Raw genomic sequence first — 19,124 nt, 5'->3', positions numbered from 1 at the left:
CGTGCCTTTGCCAGCGCCGACCTCGTCGAACCCTCCGGGCGGCGCGGTACCACCCGATCGTCGTGCGCACCGGCGGCTCAGCCCGGGGCGGGTTGCCCGTAGAAGACCTGCTCGACGACCGTGCGCGCGTGCCGGGTGGTGCGCCGGTAGTCGTCGAGGAACCGGCCGGGGTCGTCGTCGGCGCCGTAACCGCATGCCCGGGCGACCCCGCCCAGCTCCAGGCCCGGCCGCGGCAGCTGGTCGCTGGGGCGCCCGCGCACGAGGAAGACCGCGTTGCGCGACCGGGTGGCCAGCTCCCACGCCGCGGTCAGGGCCTCGGCATGGTCCTCCGGCAGCAGGCCCTCCTCGGCGAGCGCGGTCAGCGCCCCCGTGGTGGAGGGGACGCGCAGCGCCGGGACCCGCGCGGCGTGCTGCAGCTGGAGCAGCTGGACGGTCCACTCGACGTCGGCCAGCCCGCCGCGGCCCAGCTTGGTGTGGGTGGCCGGGTCGGCACCGCGCGGCAGCCGCTCGCGCTCCACCCGCGCCTTGATCCGGCGGATCTCCGCCACCTGCTCCGGGGAGAGCCCGTCGGCCGGGTACCGGACCGGGTCGACGAGCGCGACGAACTCCTCGCCCAGCTGCTCGTCGCCGGCGACGGGGACCGCGCGCAGCAGCGCCTGCACCTCCCACACCGACACCCAGCGCTGGTAGTACTCGCGGAAGGCGGGGAGGCTGCGCACGAGGGCGCCCTGGCGGCCTTCGGGCCGCAGGTCGGCGTCCACCTCGAACGCCGGGTCGGGGGCCGGCTCCGCGAGCAGCCGCCGCAGCGTGTGGGCGACGGCGTTCGCCGCGGCCGAGGCCTTCGCCTCGTCCGCCCCCGGGCGCGGCCGGTGGACGAACAGGACGTCGGCGTCGGACCCGAAGCCCAGCTCCCCGCCCCCGAGCCGCCCCATGCCGATGACGGCGAGGTCCATCGGCAGGTCGTCGACGTCGACACGGCTCTCCTGGGCGTACGCGCGCAGCGCGGCGTCGAGCCCGGCCTGCAGCGTGGCGGCGGCGACGTCGGTGAGCGCCCGGCCCACCCGGTGCACGTCGAGCCGGCCCAGGAGGTCGGCGGCGGCGATCCGTAGCAGCTCCTGGCGGCGCAGCGCGCGGATGACCCGCACGCCGGCCTGCGGGTCGGGCGCGCGACGCGCCGCCTGCCGCCACGCCTTGGCCAGGGTCGCCGCCGACCGCGGCTCCAGCTCGGCGTCGTCGGCGAGCAGGCGCAGCGCCTCGGGCGTGCGGGTGAGCAGCGAGGCGACGTACTGGCTGGACCCGAGCAGCTGGGCCAGGCGCTCGGCGACCTGCCCCTCGTCCCGCAGCAGGCGGAGGAACCACTGGTTGCCGCCCAGCGCCTCGCTCACCTGCCGGTAGGCCAGCAGCCCGGCATCGGGGTCGGGGCAGGAAGCGAAGGTCTGCAGGAGCACCGGCAGCAGGTACTTCTGCATCGACGCCGACCGGGAGACCCCACCGGTGAGCGCCGCCAGGTGCCGCAGCGCCCCCTCCGGGTCGGCGAAGCCGAGGGCCCGCAGCCAGTCACCGGCCGCCTTCGAACCCAGGTGCAGGTGCTCCCCGGGTACGCGGGCGACCGCGGAGAGCAGCGGCCGGTAGAAGAGCTTCTCGTGCAGCCGCCGCACCTCGCGGGTGTGCAGGGCGAGCTCGGCCCGCAGCACGTCGACGGCGTCACCCCGGTGGTCGGGCTTGTACCCCATCGACCGGGCCAGCCAGCGCAGCTGCTGCTCGTCGGTGGGCAGCAGGTGGGTGCGCCGCAGCCGCAGCAGCTGCAGCCGGTGCTCGACGGTGCGCAGGAAGCGGTAGGACGCGATCAGCGTGGCGGCGTCCTCGCGGCCGACGTAGCCGCCGGCCGAGAGCGCCAGCAGCGCCGGCAGGGTGCCGCCGAGCCGCAGCGTCGGGTCGGCCCGGCCGTGCACCAGCTGCAGCAGCTGGACGGCGAACTCGACGTCGCGCAGCCCACCGCGGCCGAGCTTCAGCTCCCGCTCCGCCTGGGCCGGGGGGATGTTGGCCTCCACCCGGCGGCGCATCGCCTGCACCTGGCCCACGAAGCCGGGCCGGTCGCCCGCCTTCCACACCAGCGGCCAGAGCGCGTCGACGTAGGCGCGCCCGAGGTGCGGGTCACCGGCGACCGGGCGCATCTTGAGCAGCGCCTGGAACTCCCAGGTGTCGGCCCACTGCTCGTAGTAGGCGGCGTGCCCGGCGACGGTGCGGACCAGCGCGCCGGCCTTGCCCTCGGGGCGCAGGGCCGCGTCGACCTCCCAGGCCGCCTCCCGGCAGATGCGCATGAGCGACGCGGCGACGCGTGTCGCCCCGGTGAGGGCCGCGCCCTCGGGGTCACCGGGGTCGACCGGCTCGGCCACGAAGACGACGTCGACGTCGCTGACGTAGTTCAGCTCCCGCCCACCGGTCTTGCCGAGCGCGATGACCGAGAGACGGCAGGCGGTCGTGTCCGTCGGCTGCTCCGCGACGGCGAGCGCCAGCCCGGCCGTGAGGACGGCGGCGGCGATGTCGGCGAGCTCCGCCGCGGCCTCCTCGGCCGGCACGCCGTCGGCCAGGTCGCGTCCGGCGAGGGAGAGGATCGCCCGGCGGTAGGCGTGCCGCAGGGCCGCGATGCGCGAGGGCCCGGCGTCGGGCGCGGCGGAGCCCAGCCGGACGCCCCACGGCGGGTCGTCGGGGTCGGCGCCGACCGCCGCGAGCATCTGCCGCTCCAGCGCGGGGGGCGTGGGCCGGCTCGGCCCGTTGCTGTCGTCGAGGACCTCCCAGTCCAGCGGGTAGGCGGCGAGGTGGTCGGCCAGCCCCGAGCTCGCGCCCAGGACGGCGAGCAGGCGGGCGCGGAGGTGACCGGAACCGCGCAGCCGGGCCAGCAGCGCGGCAGCCGCGCCGCCGGTGCCGTCCTCGGCGTCCAGCGCCTCGACCAGCCGGTGCAGCGAGCGGACGGCCAGGTCGGGGTCCCCCGCCCGGGCCAGGGCGGCGACGACCGGCCCAGCCTCCGGGTCGGCCGGCTCGTTGCGGTCGAGGTCCCAGAGCCCCAGCGACGGGTCGGACAGCAGCCGGGCCGCGCGTTCGCCGTCCTCGAAGCCGAACCGGACGAGGCGGACCACCGCCCGCCGCGGGATCTCCGCCTGGGGCACGCTCACGCGCGCACCTGCGCCCGGGAGCGCACCAGGTCGGCGAACCTCCCGGCGAAGGGCCGCCAGACCTCGTCGAGGTCGTCGTGGGCGGCGGCGGCCCGGGCGCACAACGTCTCGACGTCCAGCGGGCTCGCGGCCACGCCGACGGGGTCGCTGGCGGCCCACGCCCGCACCATCTCCGGCGTCGTCTCGATGTGGAACTGCAGCCCGTAGACGGCGGTGCCCACCCGGTAGGCCTGGTGCGGGTAGTGCGGGTTGCCGGCCAGCAGCGTCGCCCCGGCCGGCAGCTCGGAGATCTCGTCGTGGTGCCACTGGATGACGTCCGGCGACAGCGGCAGCGGCCGGAACACCGGGTCGGCGTCGGCGGCGTCCCGCTTGGCCACCAGCGTCGCACCGACCTCCGGCCCCGCCGCTCCCACCCGGGTGCGCCCCCCGCCGACCTGGGCCAGCAGCTGGGCGCCCAGGCACACGGCGAGGGTGGGCAGGTCCGCGGCGAGCGCCTGCCGGAGCAGCTCGCGCACGCCGACGAGCTCGGGGCTGGTCGCCTCGTCGTCCATCGACGACTGCGGCCCGCCCAGGACGAGCAGCCCGTCGTAGCCGTCCAGGCCGGCGGGCAGCTCGGCGCCCAGGCCCAGCCGCCGCTCGTCGAGCTCCAGGCCGGCCGCGCACAGCCACTCCCCCAGCCGGGCCGGCGGATCGGTCTCGCTGGGGACGACGACGAGCAGGCGGCCGCTGGAGGTCACGCCGCCGAGCCTAGAGCCAGGGGGCCGCCGCCCCGCACCGCCGCTTCGGGAGCGCGGCTCCCTCAGAGGCCGGGCAGGTAGCGCCGGAGCTCGAACGGCGTGACGTTCTGCCGGTAGGAGTTGAACTCCTCCCACTTGTTGCGGAGGAAGAACTCGAAGACGTGCTCGCCGAGCGTCTCGGCGACCAGCTCGCTGCCCTGCATCGCGGTCAGCGCCTCACCGAGGCTCACCGGCAGGTCCTCGTACCCGGCCGCGCGGCGCTCGGTGTCGGTGAGCGACCAGACGTCGTCCTCGGCCTCCGGCGGCAGCTCGTAGCCCTTCTCGATGCCCCGCAGCCCGGCGGCCAGCAGCACCGCGAAGGTCAGGTAGGGGTTGCAGGCGGAGTCGGGCGAGCGCACCTCGACCCGGGCCGACTGGGCCTTGCTCGGCTTGTAGCTCGGCAGGCGGACCAGCGCTGAGCGGTTGGCCCGGCCCCAGGTGGCCGCGGTGGGCGCCTCGGTGCCGGCCAGCAGCCGCCGGTAGGAGTTCACCGTCTGGTTGGTGATCGCGGTGACCTCGCGGGCGTGGGTCAGCAGGCCGGCGATGAACTGCTTGCCGGTCGTCGACAGCCGCATCGGGTCGGCCGGGTCGTGGAAGGCGTTGCGGTCGCCCTCGAACAGCGACAGGTGGGTGTGCATCGCCGAGCCCGCGAGCTCGGTGAACGGCTTGGGCATGAACGTCGCGTGCACGCCCTGGGCCAGCGCCACCTCCCGGACGACGTGCCGCAGCGTCATGATGTTGTCGGCCATGGAGAGGGCGTCGGCGTAGCGCAGGTCGATCTCCTGCTGCCCCGGGGCGACCTCGTGGTGGCTGAACTCCACCGAGATGCCCATCGCCTCCAGCGCGAAGACCGCCTCGCGCCGGAAGTCGTGGGCCACGTTGTGCGTGGACAGGTCGAAGTAGCCGCCGGTGTCGGCCGGCTGGGGCGGGGTGCCGTCGGTGGGCAGGTCCCTGAGCAGGAAGAACTCGATCTCGGGGTGCGTGTAGAAGGTGAACCCCATGTCGCCGGCCTTGGCCAGGGCCCGGCGCAGCACGTGGCGCGGGTCGGCCCACGACGGCGAGCCGTCGGGCAGCGTGATGTCGCAGAACATCCGCGCGGTGTCGCTGGCCCGGCCCTCGCGCGCCGGCATCACCTGGAACGTCCCCGGGTCGGGCTTGGCGAGCATGTCGGACTCGTAGACGCGGGCGAAGCCCTCGATCGCCGAGCCGTCGAAGCCGATGCCCTCGGCGAACGCCGCCTCGATCTCCGCCGGGGCCACCGCCACGGCCTTGAGGTAGCCGGAGACGTCGGTGAACCACAGCCGCACGAAGCGGATGTCGCGCTCTTCCAGGGTCCGCAGGACGAACTCCTGCTGTCGGTCCATGCCGGCCATGATCCAGTCCGCTCGTTTCGTGGGTGTGACGTCGGCGCAAGCCTGCCCCGTCCGGGCGATCCGCGCACCGTTCCGCGCCCCTGACGACGACGTGTCGCGGTGCCGGCGCCCGGTCAGCCGGGTGCGTGCCAGTCCGGCGGGCTGAGGACGGCCGCCATCCGGCTCAGCTCGGCCCGGTGCAGGGAGGCGAGCCGGCCGAGGACCTCCTCCCCCGCCGGGGTCAGCACCACCCGCACCGCGCGCGCGTCGTCGGGGTCCGCGGTCCGCCCGACGAGGTCCTGCTTCTGCGCGCGGTCGACCAGCTCGACCACGCTGTGGTGGCGTAGCTGCAGCCGCTCGGCCAGCTCGCGGACCGTTGCCCAGTCCCGCTGCGGGAAGCCCTTGAGCGCCAGGAGCAGCTGGTACTGCTGCGGGGTGAGCCCGTGGCTGCGCACGATCTCCTCGCTGAACCGCAGGTAGCGCCGGATGCCGAACCGGAACCGGGCCAGCGCCTCGAAGTCGGCCTTGCTCAGGGGCGCCGGATCGCCGTCCCCGCCCGTCGCAGCCACGGCGTCATCACACCACGGGGCCGCGCCCGGGAGGCTGGCGGCTTCTATCGTGATGCGATACGTTCGGCGTCGTCCCGGGCGGCCTCCGCCCGGCGTCCGGCGAGGAGGACCTCGTGCGCAGGCAGCCCGGCACCCGCTCCGCGCCGGTCGTCGTCCAGGTCACCCCTACCTCCGGTGATGCCGTCGACTGGGCGGCCGCCGAGGCCTCGATCCGCGGCCTCCCCCTCCGGCTGGTGCACCCGGTGGGTGCCACGACCGGGGCGCTGGACGCCGCGGCGTCCCGGGCCCGCGCGGTCGACCCAGGCCTCGCGGTGGAGAGTTCCCGGGTGGGCGGGTCGGCGCGCACCGCGCTCCTGGGCGAGAGCCGCACGGCAGCCCTGCTGGTGCTCGGCACCCCCGCTGCCACGGCGTTGCCCCGCCTCTGGGCCGGACGTGCGCCGCTGCGGCTCGCGTCCGCCGCCGCGTGCCCGGTCACGGTGGTCCGCGCCCTCGCGCGCGCGACCGACCCGCGGTCGTCCCCCCGCGTCGTCGTCGGCATCGGCGGCGCGCCGCCCTCCGGCGCCGCCCTCGGCTTCGCCGTCCGGGCGGCCCGGAGGCGAGGCCTCCCCCTGACCGTCCTGCACGCGTGGAGCGCCGACGCCCCCGCGGACCTCGAAGGGGTGTGCGCCTCCCGCGTCGTCACCGAGGCCGGTGCCGTCCGGCTGGTGGACCGGGCGCTCGCCCCGTGGCGGGAGGAGTTCCTCGACGTGCCCGTGACGGTGGACGCCCGGAACGCGGACCCCGCTTCCGCGCTCGTCGCGGCCGCCGCGGGCGCCGCCCTCCTCGTCCTGGGGGCCCCGGGCCGGCGCCGGCTGACCCGGAGCGCCTGGTCGGTGGGGCGGAGGGTGCTGGCCGGGGTCGCCGGTCCGGTCGTCGTCGTCGGGCACGGGGGACGCGGGACGGAGCCGAGCCGGCGCGGCCTGCGCAGCGTCTCGAGCCGCTGACCGGTGCACGGCCCCGCCCTCCGGACCGGCATGCTGCTGCCATGCCCGGCCACTCCGCTCCTGGGACTCCTCCGGAGACCCCGCTGCGCACGACCGCCAGCCACGTGGACGTGCGCCGGGCCGGCCCCGACGACGCGGCCACCGTCCTCGCGATGGTGCGGGAGATCGCCGCGCACGAGGGGACCCCGGACGCCGTCGCCGGCGGCCTCGGGACGTGGACGGCGATGCTCGCCCGGCCCGATGTCGTCGTCCTGCTCGCCGAACGCGACGGAGAGCCGGCCGGGTACGTCTCCGCGGTCCGCCGGCTGCACCTGTGGCTGGGCCGCGACATCCTCGGCCTGGACGACCTCTTCGTGCGCGCAGGCCACCGGGACGCCGGGGTGGGCCGGCTGCTGATGTCCGAGCTCGGCACCCTGGCGGCGCGGGAGGGGCTCGCCGTGCGCTGGGAGGTCCGCGAGGACAACGTGGCCGCCCAGCGCTTCTACCGGCGGCTCAGTGCCGAGCTGCGCACGAAGGTCGTGGCCTTCTGGAGACCGTGACCACCGGGCCCCCCTCGCACCCGGGGCGGGTCCGAGACGAGGATGGGCCCGTGAGCGATCAGCAGCCGGTGCAGATGCGGGTGTCCCTGGCCCAGGTCGACACGCGGGTCGGTGACCTCGCGGGCAACAGCGACCTCGTCGTCCGCCAGGCGGCGGAGGCGGCGCAGGCGGGCGCCCACCTCGTCGTCTTCCCCGAGATGACGCTGACCGGCTACCCGCCGGAGGACCTCGTGCTCCGGGAGTCCTTCGCCCGCGCCAGCGAGCGCGCGCTGGTCGACCTCGCCGCGCGGCTGGCCGCGGACGGGCTCGGCGGGCTGGCCGTGGTCGTCGGGTACCTCGCGCACACCGAGGGCAGCGGGCCGGCCCCGGTCGACGAGCCGCCCACCGACGACGACCGGCCCAGCGACGCCAACCCCCGCCGGGGGGCCCCGCGCAACGCCGCGGCCCTGCTGCACGGCGGTGAGGTCGTCGTCCGGTACTACAAGCGGCACCTGCCCAACTACGGCGTCTTCGACGAGGCGCGCTACTTCGTGCCGGGCACCGAGCTGCCGGTGGTCCGGCTGCACGGGGTCGACGTCGCGCTGACGATCTGCGAGGACCTCTGGGTCGAGGGCGGGCCGTGCGGCGTCGCCGGTCAGGCCGGCGTCGACCTCGTCGTCTCGCCCAACGCCTCGCCCTACGAGCGCGCCAAGGACGACCTGCGACTGCCCCTGGTGCGGCGCCGCGCCGCCGAGGCGCGGGCGGCGATCCTCTACTGCAACCAGGTCGGCGGCCAGGACGAGCTGGTGTTCGACGGCGACTCGATGGCCGTCTCCCCGACCGGCGAGCTGCTGGCCCGGGCGCCGCAGTTCGTGGAGCACCTGCTCACCGTCGACCTGTCGATCGACCGGGCCCGGGTACCCGAGCGGCGCGCGGGCCGGCTCGGTCCGATGACCGTCACCCGGCACGTCGTGGGCGAGGAGCCGGTGGCCGACTACGAGCCGCGGCCGGCCACGGTCGTCGAGCCGCTCGGGGAGTGCGAGGAGGTCTGGCGGGCGCTGGTGCTGGGACTGCGGGACTTCATCGACAAGAACGGCATGCCCTCGGTGGTGCTGGGCCTCTCCGGTGGCATCGACTCGGCGGTCTGCGCGGCGCTGGCGGTCGACGCCCTGGGCGCCGACCGGGTGCACGGTGTCGGGCTGCCGTCCAAGTGGTCCAGCGAGCACTCGCTCGCCGACGCCGAGGACCTCGCCCGCCGCACCGGGCTGCACTACTCGGTCGTGCCGATCGCGCCGATGGTCGACGCGTTCGAGGCCTCGGTGGAGCTCTCCGGCGTCGCCGCGGAGAACCTGCAGGCACGGGTGCGCGGCACGCTGCTCATGGCGCTGTCCAACCAGCACGGGCACCTGCTGCTGACCACGGGCAACAAGAGCGAGGTCGCCGTCGGGTACTCCACCCTCTACGGCGACTCGGCGGGCGGCTTCGCCCCGATCAAGGACGTGCCCAAGACGCTGGTGTGGGAGCTCGCCCGCTGGCGCAACGCGCACGCCGCCGAGCGCGGGGAGACCGAGCCCATCCCGCGGAACTCCATCGAGAAGCCGCCGTCGGCCGAGCTGGCGCCGGGTCAGGTGGACAGCGACTCGCTGCCCTCCTACGAGGAGCTGGACGCGGTGATCGCCGACTACGTGGACCGCGACCTGGGTCTCGCGCAGCTGCTCGAGCGGGGGCACGACCCGGACGTGGTGGCCCGCGTCCTCCGGTTGGTGGACGCCGCCGAGTTCAAGCGCCGCCAGTCGGCCCCGGGCACGAAGATCAGCCTCAAGGCGTTCGGCCGCGACCGGCGGCTGCCCGTCACCAACCGGTGGCGCGAGACCCTGCCCACCGTCCGCGAAGGAGCACAGGCGTGAGCGAGTCGGTCCTGTACGGCGGCCAGTCGACGGCGCGGGTGCGCATCCACCACCTCCAGCAGGCCAAGCAGCGCGGCGAGAAGTGGGCCATGCTCACCGCCTACGACACCTACAGCGCGGCCGTGTTCGAGGAGGCCGGCATCCCGGTGATGCTGGTGGGCGACTCGTCCGGCAACGTCGTGCTGGGGCACTCGAGCACCGTGCCGGTCACCGTCGACGACATCCTGCTCATGACCAAGGCGGTCACCCGCTCCACCAAGCGGGCGCTGATCGTCGCCGACCTGCCGTTCGGCAGCTACGAGTCCGGTCCGCAGCAGGCGTTCGACACCGCCGTGCGCATGATGAAGGAGGGCGGGGCCCAGGCGGTCAAGCTCGAGGGCGGGGTGCGGGTGGCGCCGCAGATCAGGCTGCTGCACGACGCCGGCATCCCGGTGATGGCGCACATCGGTTTCACGCCGCAGAGCGAGCACGCGCTCGGGGGCTACCGGGTGCAGGGGCGTGGCGCGGGGGCCGAGCAGCTGCTGGCCGACGCGCACGCCGTGCAGGAGGCGGGTGCGTTCGCCGTCGTCCTGGAGATGGTGCCGGCCACGGTCGCCGCGCAGGTGACCGAGGAGCTCACCATCCCGACCATCGGCATCGGAGCCGGTGCGGACTGCGACGCCCAGGTGTTGGTGTGGCCGGACATGGCGGGCCTCAACGGCGGCCGGGTGCCGAAGTTCGTGAAGAAGTACGCCGACCTGCGCGGCGAGCTGCTGCGGGCGGCCCGCGAGTACGCCGCCGACGTCAGGGGCGGTGTCTTCCCGGGGCCGGAGCACTCCTTCGAGTAGGCCGCTCAGCTCGCTGCGGGGGTCGGACCCGCGCTCTCCGGCTCCTGCAGCGGCCCCCGGGCACGCGGAACGCCCCCGGCGCCGACTGCGCGCGCCGCGAGCAGCCCGTAGCCGACGGCGTTGAGGCCGAACGCGACCGCGTAGATGCCGAGCTGCGTGCCGGCCGCGTCGACGTCCAGCCCGAGCGGCTCGAACAGGTAGTGGCCCAGGAAGCCGCCCTCGTAGCCCGGCGCGCCGGCCCGCCCCCGCAGCCAGAGCTCGAGGTCGGTGAGCGGGCAGTCGGCGCCGGCCAGGTTGACGCCCAGGACCACCAGGGCGACGGGGGCGTGCAGCAGCACCAGCCGGGGCCGGCGGAGGGCGAGCAGGGCGCCGGCCAGCATGAACAGGACGGCGGCGGCGTGCACGAGCGCCACCGCGTTCGCGAGCAGCACTCCCCCACTCTGCCACCGGGCGGAGGTGCAGGGGTGTGGACGGTCAGCCGCCGAGCTGGGCGAGCAGCACCCCGGGCGCCTCGGCCAGCGAGGGGCCGTACCAGGTCAGGTGCCGGCCGCTGACGAAGGCCGGCCTCGCCTGCGGCCACGCCTCCGGGCCGTCCTCGGGAGCGAACGGGTAGGGCTCGTCGGGGAGGACGACGAGCTCCGCCCGCACCACCGCGGGCTCGTCCCGGCCGAGCTTCGGGTACCGGTCGGCGTGCCCGGCGAAGACGTTGCGGACGCCGAGCCGTGCCAGCACGTTCCCGGCGAAGGTGTCGCGGCCCAGCACCATCCAGGGGCGGCGCCAGATCGGGACGACCGCCGCCACGTCGGGCAGTCGCGCCGGCGCGGCCCAGGCCGCTCGCGCCCCGGCCAGCCAGGCCGGGTCCGCGTGGCCGAGCGCGGCGCAGAGCCGGCCGAGGGAGTCCAGCGCCTGGTCGACGGTGGCGGGCGCGGTCACCCACACCGGCACTCCCTCGGCGCGCAGCGCGTCGACGTCCTCCGCGCGGTTCTCCTCGGCGTTGGCGACCACCAGGTCGGGCGCCAGGTCGAGCACCCGGCCGACGTCGGGCCACTTGGTGCCGCCGACCCGCGGGACGTCGAGCCCGGCGGGGTGGGTGCACCAGTCGGTCGCCCCGGCCAGCAGCCCGGCGTCGGTGGCCGCGATCGCCTCGCTCAGCGACGGCACCAGCGAGACGACCCGCCGCGGCGGCGGCCCGACGTAGGGCCGCCGCTGGTCGTCCCGGATGACAGTGCCGGACACGGCTCGGCTCCCCGTGGCCCCGTCCGGAGGCCCACCCCCGAGCATGCGAGGGGGTGCGGAGGACGGGGCCCTCCTAGACGTCGGTGATCCGGACGCCCGCGTGGACCTTGTACCGGCGGTTGACCGACACCAGGTTGATGGTGAGCGCCTCGACCTGGCGGGCGTTGCGCAGCCGCCCTGCGTAGATGCCCCGCATCCCCGGCAGCCGGCCGGCCAGCGCCTGCACGGTGTCCATCGAGGCCCGGTCGTCGCCGACCACCATGACGTCGCCGTCGATGGTGGGCTTGGAGAGGTCCTCGAGGAGCTTGGCCGACAGGTGGTGGAAGGCGCCGACCACGTGCGAGTCGGGCAGCAGGGCGGCCGCCTGCTGGGCGGCGCTGCCCTCCTCGACGTCGAGCACGTAGGCGCCGAGCTCGTCGAAGCCCATGGGCACGACGCAGTCGACGACGATCTTCCCGGCCAGCGGGGTCGCGAGCTCCGCGAGCGTGGCGGCGTGCCCGGCGAACGGGACGGCGACGATGACCAGGTCCGCCGCACCCGCGACGTCGACGTTCGAGCCGCCGGTGACCGACACCTCGACCCCGCCGGCCACCGTCGCGGCGCGCTCGGCGACCTCGGCGGCCACCTCGGCGGCGCGCTCGGCGTCCCGGGAGCCCAGCAGCACCCGCTGCCCCTGGGCGGCCAACCGCACGGCCAGCCCGCGCCCCTGCGGCCCGGTGCCACCCAGCACGCCCACGACCAGTTCCTCGACCGCGCGACCGTCCGTCACGTCCACCCCTCCCGCGGCGCCGGACAGCCCGGCTGCTCGGACTGATCATGCCCCGCCCGGTCAGGAGGGCGGTGGGTCGCCCCGCCACTCGCGGTCCTCGGCGTCCAGCTCCTCGTTGCGCTCGGCGAGGGACTGCAGCGCGTGCTCGGCCTCCTCGCGGGTCGCGTACGGGCCGAGCCGGTGCCGCTCGGCGCACCCCTCGCGCGGCTCGACGGTGTGGTGCCTGAGGCAGAAGAACCAGGGCCCCTGGCTCATGCGCGACCTCCTTCGCTCGTCGGACGCCCCCAGCCTTCCACCGGTCGGGCGGGCCCGCTCGCACACGCACCGCAGGGTGACGGGAGAGGAACAGGGGGTGCCGGAACACCGGTCCGTGCGGCATCCTGCACCCGTGACCGGCCCGGACGTGCGCGCCCCTGACCTGGCCACCGTCCTCCCGGAGCCGGCCGACCCGCACGGTCACGAGCACCGCGTCGCCGCCCTGACCCTCGCCGTCCTGCTGATCACCGGAGCCCTGATGGGCTCGGTCAACCTCCTCGTGGACGGCGTGCTGCGCGAGGGCGCCGCGCGGTGGGCCTACGCCGGCACGATGCTGCTCCTGCTCGCCCTCGCCGCGTCGTTGATCGCGCGGGGACGGCTCGGGCCGGGGCACACGCTCGCCCTCGTCCTGCTCGGCGACCTGGTCTACCTGGTGGTCGTCCTCTGCATCGAGGACCCGCTGCGCTACGCCACCCCGCTCATGCTCCTGTTCCCCGCCCTCGCGGCCGGCTGGTTCCTGGCACCGAGGGCGCTGAGCCTGCACATGGCGGTGACGACCGTTGTCTGCCTGGCGGCGCTGTGGCCCAGCTACGACGACGGCGTCGCCCTCGGCGTCCAGGTCGGGGTCAGCGCCTGCACGCTCAACGGCGCGGCGACGTCGGTCTACCTGCTCCGCCGGCGCGTGCAGCGCCTGCTGGCCGAGACCGAGACGCTCACCCGCCTGGACCCGCTCACCGGGCTGCACAACCGCCGCTACCTCGTCGAGCAGGCCGACCGCCTGTGGCGGCAGGCGCGGCGCGACGGCGCCCGCGTCTGCGCCATGGTCCTCGACCTGGACCACTTCAAGCGGCTCAACGACGAGTTCGGGCACGCGGTCGGCGACGCCGTCCTCAGCGCGGTGGCGGCGTCCCTCCGGGTCGCCGTCCGCCCCGCGGACGTCCTCGCCCGCGTCGGCGGCGAGGAGCTGGTGGTCGTGGGCTCGGTCAGCGACGCCGCCGAGGCCGGCCTGCTGGCCGAGCGGCTGCGGTCGGCCGTCGCCCGGGGGCAGGGCGCCGGCGGGCACGGGGTCACCGCCTCGGTCGGCCTCGCCGTCACCCGGCCGACCGACGGGGAGGACCCCGTCGCGGCGCTCTGGCGGCTGGTCGACGAGGCCGACGGCGCGATGTACCGGGCCAAGCGCGAGGGCCGCGACCGGGTGGCGACCGCCGGGGTGCCGCGCGCCCGCAGCCCCCGGGCGGAGGAGACCAGCTCCTAGGCCGGGGCGCTCGACCGGTGCGTCCGGCGGTTCTCTGCTTCGCTAGGGGCATGTCGCTCGTCGCGCCCGGCCCGACGCGAACGGTGCCGCCTCCGCTGCGCGTGCAGGCCGACGTGCGCGACCGGTGGCTGACCCAGCGGCTGCTCGACGTCCTGCCCGGCCTCATGGACCGTGCGGGCATCGACCTGTGGATCGTCGCCGGCCGCGAGTACAACGAGGACCCGGTGCTCGCCACGCTGCTGCCGGCGTCCTGGTTGTCCGCCCGGCGGCGCACGATCCTGCTGCTGCACCGCAGCGACGACGGCGTGACCCCCGCGGCGGTGTCCCGCTACCCGGTGGGCCAGTTCCTGCCCGCGTGGAGCGCCGACCCCCGGGAACCGGCCGGGCGGGGGCAGTGGGCGGAGGTCCGCCGGTTCGTCGAGCAGGCCGACCCTCGTCGCATCGGCATCGACGTGTCCGAGGACTTCGCCCTCGCCGACGGGCTCTCCCACACCGAGCACCGCTTGCTCACCGAGGCGCTGGGCCCCTACGCCGAGCGGCTGGTCTCGGCCGAACGGCTGGCGGTGAGCTGGCTGGAGACGCGCCTGCCGGAGGAGATCGACGCGCTGCGCGGGATGAACCGGCTGGTGCACCAGGTGATCGCGGAGGCGTTCTCCCCCTCCGTCGTGCGGGTGGGTGCGACGACGCCCCTGGACGTGGCGTGGTGGATCCGGCAGCGCTTCCACGACCTCGGGGTCGAGCCGTGGTTCCAGCCGTCGGTGCTGCTGCAGCGGGCCGGGGTGCCGCTGGCCGAGGACGCCGGCACGCTGCTCCCCGCCGTTCCCGGGGATGCGGTGGTGCGGCCCGGCGACCTCCTGCACTGCGACGTCGGCCTGAGCTGCCTGGGCCTGCGCACCGACACCCAGCGCGTCGCGTACGTCCTGCGCCCCGGCGAGACCGACGCTCCCGCCGGGCTGCGGGACGCCCTGGCGGCGGCGAACCTCCTGCAGGAGCTCACCACGTCCGCGCTGGTGCCCGGCCGAACCGGCAACGAGGTGCTGGCCGCCACCCGCGCCGCGGCGGCGGTCGAGGGGCTCGACGGGGACGTGTACTCGCACCCCATCGGCTACCACGGGCACGGTGCCGGCCCGGCGATCGGCCAGTGGGACCAGCAGCACGGCGTGCCCGGTGCCGGCGACTACCCCGTGCACCCCGACACGGCGTACGCCCTGGAGCTCGCGGTGCGCCGGACGGTGCCCGAGTGGGGCGGCCAGTGCGTCCGACTGGGGCTCGAGGAGGGCATCGCGCTCACCCGTGCCGGCGTCGAGTACCTCGACGGGCGGCAGACCGAGTTCCTCCTCATCGGCTGACGTCGCGCCGCTCGCAGCGTGGGCGGGAGCGGCGCGATGGGCCGTTCACTTCTTCCGCGACTTGGCGGTCTTCTTGTCGTTCGCCTTCTGGATGGCGTCGACCAGTTCCTTCTTCTTCATCTTCGCCCGGCCGGAGATGTCGAGCTTCTTGGCCAGGTCGTAGAGGTGCGACTTCGAGGCGTTGGCGTCGACCCCGCCCTTGGTCCTCCTGCCCGTGCCCCGGCCACCTTCGGCCTGGGCGTCGGAGGGCCCCTTCTTGCCGCCCTCCTTCTTCTCCCAGTGATCACCGACCTTCTCGAAGGAGTGCTTCACCGCGGCCCACGCCGTCCGTGCCGCGCGCTCGCCGTCGTCGTACTCGTCCATGGCCGAGTCGTAGGCCTTGGTGAAGGTGCGCTGCGCCTTCTTCGGCGACCGCTGCAGGGTGCTCGGGATCTCCGACTGCTTCGGGTCGCCCTTCTTCGTCGTCTTGGGCATCGCTGTCTCCTCTCGATCGCCCTCGGCCCTACCCCGGGAAGCGGGCATGATCACCTGGGTCGCGCGCTCCCCCCGAGTCAGCGACGGCGCCGTCCTGGTCACCAGCGAGCTGGACCCCGCGCTCGACGCGGACCTGCGCGAGCTGCAGGTCCCCGCGGTCGTCGTCGACCCGGCCGGCGCACCCGGGCTGGGCGTGCCGACGACCGGCGCGACCAACTGGGCCGGGGGCCTCAGCGCCACCGAGCACCTGACCGGGCTCGGCCACCGGCGCACGCCTCGGGAGCCCGCGCGGCGGACCGCCTCCTGGACCACCCGGACCCGCCGACCGCCGTCTTCGCCGCCGACGACCAGATCGCGCTGGGGGTCTACGAAGGGATCCGGCGCCGGGGCATGCGGGTCCCCCGAGGCCCCGGCACGGCACCTCCCCGCCGAGCCGGGCTCCCCCTGGGAACGACGGGCGTGGCGGGCTCGGCGACCTCCCCGCCGCCCCGCCGCGCCGGTAGGTTCCCGCCGTGGACGCGAGCACCTTCTGGACGCTGGTCGAGGACACCCGCGCGGAGGCGGTCGAGACCGCGAAGGACTCGGCCGTCGCCGAGCACGTCGCGACGCTCACGGCCGCGCTCGAGGAGCTCTCCGACGACGACGTCCTCGGTTTCTACCGGCAACTCATGGCCGCACGCGCCCGGGCGAACCGCTGGGACCTCTGGGCCGCGGCGCACATCGCCCTCGGCGGGGCGAGCGACGACGCCTTCCTCGACTTCCGCAACTGGCTGATCAGCCACGGTCGCGAGGCCTACGAGCGGGTGCTGGCCGATCCCGACGCCCTGGTCGACCTCGAGTGGGACGAGGACGAGGACGACTTCGGGTGCGCCGAGGAGTGGGCCTACGCCCCGCTCGAGGTGCTCGAGGACCGCGGCTTCGCCGAGGAGGACCTCGACCCCGGCCCCGACGAGGTCGACGACCAGTTCGGGCGGCCTTCCGGCGAACCGTTCCCGGAGGACGACGACGAGTGGTTCGCCGCCCGCTTCCCCCGGCTCTGGGCGGCCTACGGGGCGGTCTGACCGGCTTCCAGGTACCGCGTCCAGTGCGCCCGCTCGGCGTCGGTCATCGGCCGGCTGGCGTTCGCCGCGAAGTCGAACACCACGAGCACGCAGTCCGCGCGGATGGCGACCTCGCCGTCCTGCACCAGCTCCTGCCGGACGGTGAAGGACTTCGTGCCCAGCCGGGTCACCCAGCTGTGCACGCGAAGCTCCTCGCCGACCCGGTAGTAGAGCTGGCGCAGGTAGTCCACCTCGAGGCGGGCCAGGATCAGCCCGCCACCGGCGTGGTCGTCCCCGATCGCCAGACGCGCGTCCTCCAGGAGGGCGAGCGCGCGGGCGTGGTTGGCGTGGCCCAGCACGTCGGGGTCCGACCAGCGCAGCCGGACCGGGTGCTCGTGGCGCACGTCAGGGCAGGTCCGCGGTCTCGGCGGACTGCCGGTGCGCCCCCTGGGCGTCGTCCGGGTCGGCGTTGACCGTCCGCTCCTCCGACTCGGCGAGGATCACCTCCGCGGCGACCTCCTCCATGCCGCTGCCGCGGAGGGCCTCCTCCTCCGGCAGCAGCCGCGACCGCGTCCCGACGTTGTCCTCGGTGACGTTGTCGAGCGCCTCCGGGCTCGGCTTCTTCTGCGTGGTCACGTCAGAACCGCTGCTGCTCGGTGCCGATCCCCAGGGCCCGGGCGACCTCCTGGACGTTCTCGAACTGCTGCCCGGCGGGCAGCCGCCGCAGATCCGACAGCACCCGGTCGGTGGGGTTGCCCTCCTGCGCCTTGGCGATCAGCTGGTCGCGATCGGCAGGCCACACCTCCTTGCCGAGGGCCTCGGCGAGCGCGGCGCGGTGCTCGATGTCGCGCTGATCGGTGCCCGGTGCGGTGGCGGCCTGGTGGGGGTCGGTCACGGGGATCTCCTTCGTCGTGGCGGTGGGGCGTCGGAGCGCCGGCGTCAGCTGCCGGCGTCGGTGGATGCGTCGGTGTAGCGCAGGATCGCGGCGACCGGCTCGTCGCCGGGCAGCGCCGCCTCGGGGACGACGATCACGCCGGCCGCGCTGGCCACGGCCGCCTCCAGCAGTGCCGGGCCGGCGGGGACGACCTCGCCGTGCACGCCGAGCGCGTCCATGTCCTGCTGCTTGACGCCGAGCTCGAGCGGGCCGCCGCCGACCAGCAGGGTGGCGTCGGCGTCCTGCTCGTCGGTGAGGAGCAGGGTCTCGACCTGGCCCTTGCGCAGCGCCTCGACGACCGCGTCGGTACCGGTGACGGCCAGCCCGTGGGCGGCCGCGGCCTGCACCTTGTCGACGGCGTCGGCGATGTCGCGCGCCTCGTGCTCGGCGACCAGCTCGTTGGTGCGCCGCTCGATCGGCTCGCGGTCGGCCCCGGCGGCGCGCCCTCCTTCGTCCATGGAGACGACGAGGTCCGACCACGAGGCGTGCGCCTTGTCGGCCAGGATCTGGCGGGCGCGGACGTCGCCGGCGAGCAGGACGAATCGCAGGGGGAGCCGGCGGTTGAAGGAGTCGATCTCGTCCGCGACCCGGCCGGCGTTCTCCTCCCACTGGTTCTCGGCGGTGTGCATGTAGGTGTTGTGCGCCCAGCCGCCGACCTTGACCTTGCGCATGTGGAAGGTGTCGCCCTCCACGTGCCGCTCCTCGTCCGGCCGGCCCGAGAGCCCGGCGACGGTGATGTCGGCGCCGACCCGGTCGGCGACGACGACCGCGTGCGGGACCCGGCCGGCCAGCTGGCGCAGCACCGGGAGCAGATCGGGGTGCGCGGACCACTCCGCGGTCTCGCGGGCGGGGGCGTCGGCCAGCACCTCGTCCAGGACGACGGTGCCGTCGGCGGCGGCGACGACGGCGCGGCCCCTCAGGGTGCCGGCCTCGCCGCCCTCGTTCCCCTCGAGCAGCCGGGCGCGCACCGCCTCGACGACCGCCTCCGGCGCCCCCTGCTCGCTCAGCTTCTCGCTGAGCGCGCGCACGCGGAGCTCGAGCTCGGTGTCGGCGGACTCGGTGGTGTGCGTGACGTCGGCGCAGACCGTGGCGTAGGGACCAGCGGCGGCGAACACCGGCTCCAGGAAGGACACGTCCATGTCGGGGGGACAACTCCTCGGTCGATCGGGGGTGCTCGGTGAGCGGGGCGGCCGGGGCCGCGACTCCCGCCGTCGCCGCCTACCCACCGACCGAAAGCTCACACCCGGTGTCGATCGCGGAGGACGGGGTAGGCGGTCCCGCGACACGGAACGCCAGAGAGGACGAGGGATGACCGAGCACGACCAGCTGCCCCTGCCCGACTACGACCACCTGCCCGTGGAGGGTCTGGCCTCGCGGATCCGGACGCTGGACGCCCAGGGTCTGGAGACCGTGCTCGAGTACGAACGCGCCCACGCCAACCGCGTGCAGGTGGTCACGATCATGGAGAACCGGCTCCAGTCGCTCCGCGAGGGCGCGCAGCCCTCCGGTGGCGACCCGGCCGCACCTGCGGCCGACGACCCGTCGCACGCCGCGGGCGGCTCGAAGGTCTCCGAGGCGACCACCGGCCCGGCGATGAACCCGCCGTCGCAGGGCGACCCCACCAACCCCGCCCAGCCCCGCTCCACCGGCTGACCCACCGCCCTGTCCGGGCATAGGAGGCTTTGCATGCGGGATCACGACTGATCC

21 protein-coding genes and 1 pseudogene are annotated in these 19,124 nt (G+C 75.4%); 9 read left to right on the top strand and 13 right to left on the bottom strand.

The window, feature by feature from the left end:
- Nucleotides 1-77: 77 nt before the first annotated feature.
- The 4 genes from ACI79W_RS16650 to ACI79W_RS16635 all read right to left on the bottom strand — a co-directional run bounded on the left by ACI79W_RS16650 (nt 78) and on the right by ACI79W_RS16635 (nt 5,870).
- Nucleotides 78-3,173: a bifunctional [glutamine synthetase] adenylyltransferase/[glutamine synthetase]-adenylyl-L-tyrosine phosphorylase gene (locus tag ACI79W_RS16650; RefSeq protein ID WP_456563200.1), complete on the bottom strand. Its 3,096-nt coding sequence runs from the start codon at nt 3,171-3,173 to the stop codon at nt 78-80.
- A complete protein-coding gene (locus ACI79W_RS16645; protein ID WP_456563199.1) occupies nt 3,170-3,910 on the bottom strand; it encodes a type 1 glutamine amidotransferase in 741 nt (246 codons plus the stop codon). Before ACI79W_RS16645 ends, ACI79W_RS16650 begins: the two co-directional genes overlap by 4 nt.
- 62 nt (nt 3,911-3,972) lie before the next feature.
- Entirely contained in the window at nt 3,973-5,313 is a 1,341-nt protein-coding gene (gene glnA, locus ACI79W_RS16640) for a type I glutamate--ammonia ligase (RefSeq protein ID WP_236831271.1), read from the bottom strand.
- A gap of 122 nt (nt 5,314-5,435) precedes the next feature.
- Nucleotides 5,436-5,870: a MarR family winged helix-turn-helix transcriptional regulator gene (locus tag ACI79W_RS16635; protein WP_456563198.1), complete on the bottom strand. Its 435-nt coding sequence runs from the start codon at nt 5,868-5,870 to the stop codon at nt 5,436-5,438.
- A 113-nt stretch (nt 5,871-5,983) separates the two neighbouring features.
- On the opposite strand from ACI79W_RS16635, the gene ACI79W_RS16630 reads away from it, so the two are divergent.
- Genes ACI79W_RS16630 through panB form a run of 4 tightly spaced genes read left to right on the top strand, consistent with a single transcriptional unit; the run spans nt 5,984 to nt 10,105 of the window.
- The gene (locus ACI79W_RS16630) at nt 5,984-6,853 is read left to right on the top strand and encodes a universal stress protein (RefSeq protein ID WP_456563197.1); all 870 of its coding nucleotides are present in this window, start codon (nt 5,984-5,986) and stop codon (nt 6,851-6,853) included.
- A 41-nt stretch (nt 6,854-6,894) separates the two neighbouring features.
- The gene (locus tag ACI79W_RS16625; RefSeq protein ID WP_456563196.1) at nt 6,895-7,392 is read left to right on the top strand and encodes an N-acetyltransferase family protein; all 498 of its coding nucleotides are present in this window, start codon (nt 6,895-6,897) and stop codon (nt 7,390-7,392) included.
- A 50-nt stretch (nt 7,393-7,442) separates the two neighbouring features.
- Nucleotides 7,443-9,278 (top strand): NAD+ synthase, encoded by a 1,836-nt coding sequence (locus ACI79W_RS16620; RefSeq protein WP_456563195.1) that lies wholly within the window; start codon nt 7,443-7,445, stop codon nt 9,276-9,278.
- Nucleotides 9,275-10,105, top strand: a complete 831-nt coding sequence (gene panB / locus ACI79W_RS16615) for a 3-methyl-2-oxobutanoate hydroxymethyltransferase (protein WP_456563194.1) — start codon at nt 9,275-9,277, stop codon at nt 10,103-10,105. The genes ACI79W_RS16620 and panB overlap by 4 nt, the downstream gene beginning before the upstream one ends.
- Nucleotides 10,106-10,110: 5 nt before the next feature.
- Here the strand turns inward: panB and ACI79W_RS16610 are convergent, their stop codons facing one another.
- The 4 genes from ACI79W_RS16610 to ACI79W_RS16595 all read right to left on the bottom strand — a co-directional run bounded on the left by ACI79W_RS16610 (nt 10,111) and on the right by ACI79W_RS16595 (nt 12,365).
- Nucleotides 10,111-10,536 carry a DUF2784 domain-containing protein gene (locus ACI79W_RS16610; RefSeq protein ID WP_456563193.1) on the bottom strand — a complete coding sequence of 142 codons (426 nt, stop codon included), beginning with the start codon at nt 10,534-10,536 and terminating at the stop codon, nt 10,111-10,113.
- 43 nt (nt 10,537-10,579) lie between these two features.
- Nucleotides 10,580-11,341, bottom strand: a complete 762-nt coding sequence (locus ACI79W_RS16605; RefSeq protein WP_456563192.1) for a helical backbone metal receptor — start codon at nt 11,339-11,341, stop codon at nt 10,580-10,582.
- A 73-nt stretch (nt 11,342-11,414) separates the two neighbouring features.
- Nucleotides 11,415-12,110 (bottom strand): NADPH-dependent F420 reductase, encoded by a 696-nt coding sequence (npdG, locus tag ACI79W_RS16600; RefSeq protein WP_456563191.1) that lies wholly within the window; start codon nt 12,108-12,110, stop codon nt 11,415-11,417.
- 60 nt (nt 12,111-12,170) lie between these two features.
- A complete protein-coding gene (locus ACI79W_RS16595; RefSeq protein ID WP_456563190.1) occupies nt 12,171-12,365 on the bottom strand; it encodes a hypothetical protein in 195 nt (64 codons plus the stop codon).
- Between the two features lie 133 nt (nt 12,366-12,498).
- On the opposite strand from ACI79W_RS16595, the gene ACI79W_RS16590 reads away from it, so the two are divergent.
- Nucleotides 12,499-13,620, top strand: coding sequence for a diguanylate cyclase (locus tag ACI79W_RS16590; protein WP_456563189.1), 1,122 nt, complete (start codon nt 12,499-12,501; stop codon nt 13,618-13,620).
- 50 nt (nt 13,621-13,670) lie between these two features.
- Nucleotides 13,671-14,969, top strand: a complete 1,299-nt coding sequence (locus ACI79W_RS16585) for a M24 family metallopeptidase (protein ID WP_456563188.1) — start codon at nt 13,671-13,673, stop codon at nt 14,967-14,969.
- Between the two features lie 45 nt (nt 14,970-15,014).
- Here ACI79W_RS16585 and ACI79W_RS16580 read toward each other — a convergent pair whose 3' ends face one another.
- The gene (locus ACI79W_RS16580; RefSeq protein ID WP_456563187.1) at nt 15,015-15,443 is read right to left on the bottom strand and encodes a ChaB family protein; all 429 of its coding nucleotides are present in this window, start codon (nt 15,441-15,443) and stop codon (nt 15,015-15,017) included.
- On the opposite strand from ACI79W_RS16580, the pseudogene ACI79W_RS16575 reads away from it, so the two are divergent.
- A pseudogene (locus ACI79W_RS16575) lies at nt 15,363-15,836 on the top strand (hypothetical protein); the annotation flags it as partial. The gene ACI79W_RS16580 and the pseudogene ACI79W_RS16575 overlap by 81 nt on opposite strands.
- 119 nt (nt 15,837-15,955) lie before the next feature.
- Entirely contained in the window at nt 15,956-16,504 is a 549-nt protein-coding gene (locus ACI79W_RS16570; RefSeq protein ID WP_456563186.1) for a DUF4240 domain-containing protein, read from the top strand.
- Here ACI79W_RS16570 and ACI79W_RS16565 read toward each other — a convergent pair.
- From ACI79W_RS16565 to ACI79W_RS16550, 4 genes are read right to left on the bottom strand one after another with little or no spacing between them, the layout of a single operon-like run.
- The gene (locus ACI79W_RS16565) at nt 16,489-16,887 is read right to left on the bottom strand and encodes an acyl-CoA thioesterase (protein ID WP_456563185.1); all 399 of its coding nucleotides are present in this window, start codon (nt 16,885-16,887) and stop codon (nt 16,489-16,491) included. The two genes, ACI79W_RS16570 and ACI79W_RS16565, sit on opposite strands and share 16 nt — an antisense overlap.
- A gap of 1 nt (nt 16,888) precedes the next feature.
- Nucleotides 16,889-17,119 (bottom strand): hypothetical protein, encoded by a 231-nt coding sequence (locus ACI79W_RS16560; protein WP_456563184.1) that lies wholly within the window; start codon nt 17,117-17,119, stop codon nt 16,889-16,891.
- Nucleotide 17,120: 1 nt separating this feature from the next.
- Nucleotides 17,121-17,378 carry a DUF2795 domain-containing protein gene (locus ACI79W_RS16555; protein ID WP_456563183.1) on the bottom strand — a complete coding sequence of 86 codons (258 nt, stop codon included), beginning with the start codon at nt 17,376-17,378 and terminating at the stop codon, nt 17,121-17,123.
- Between the two features lie 44 nt (nt 17,379-17,422).
- Entirely contained in the window at nt 17,423-18,556 is a 1,134-nt protein-coding gene (locus ACI79W_RS16550; protein WP_456563182.1) for a baeRF2 domain-containing protein, read from the bottom strand.
- A gap of 169 nt (nt 18,557-18,725) precedes the next feature.
- Between ACI79W_RS16550 and ACI79W_RS16545 the strand changes: the two genes are divergently transcribed.
- Entirely contained in the window at nt 18,726-19,070 is a 345-nt protein-coding gene (locus ACI79W_RS16545) for a hypothetical protein (protein WP_456563181.1), read from the top strand.
- The last annotated feature ends 54 nt before the right edge of the window (nt 19,071-19,124 follow it).

This window comes from Blastococcus sp. SYSU DS0533, from assembly GCF_054050775.1.
This window is presented reverse-complemented; position numbering and strand designations above follow the sequence as displayed.

What these genes read in the sequence shown, in the direction of transcription:
- glnA (WP_236831271.1), bottom strand. Translation starts at nt 5,313, where the DNA reads ATGGACCGACAGCAGGAGTTCGTCCTGCGGACCCTGGAAGAGCGCGAC.
- ACI79W_RS16625 (WP_456563196.1), top strand. Translation starts at nt 6,895, where the DNA reads ATGCCCGGCCACTCCGCTCCTGGGACTCCTCCGGAGACCCCGCTGCGC.
- ACI79W_RS16595 (WP_456563190.1), bottom strand. Translation starts at nt 12,365, where the DNA reads ATGAGCCAGGGGCCCTGGTTCTTCTGCCTCAGGCACCACACCGTCGAG.
- ACI79W_RS16585 (WP_456563188.1), top strand. Translation starts at nt 13,671, where the DNA reads ATGTCGCTCGTCGCGCCCGGCCCGACGCGAACGGTGCCGCCTCCGCTG.
- ACI79W_RS16580 (WP_456563187.1), bottom strand. Translation starts at nt 15,443, where the DNA reads ATGCCCAAGACGACGAAGAAGGGCGACCCGAAGCAGTCGGAGATCCCG.
- ACI79W_RS16550 (WP_456563182.1), bottom strand. Translation starts at nt 18,556, where the DNA reads ATGGACGTGTCCTTCCTGGAGCCGGTGTTCGCCGCCGCTGGTCCCTAC.
- ACI79W_RS16545 (WP_456563181.1), top strand. Translation starts at nt 18,726, where the DNA reads ATGACCGAGCACGACCAGCTGCCCCTGCCCGACTACGACCACCTGCCC.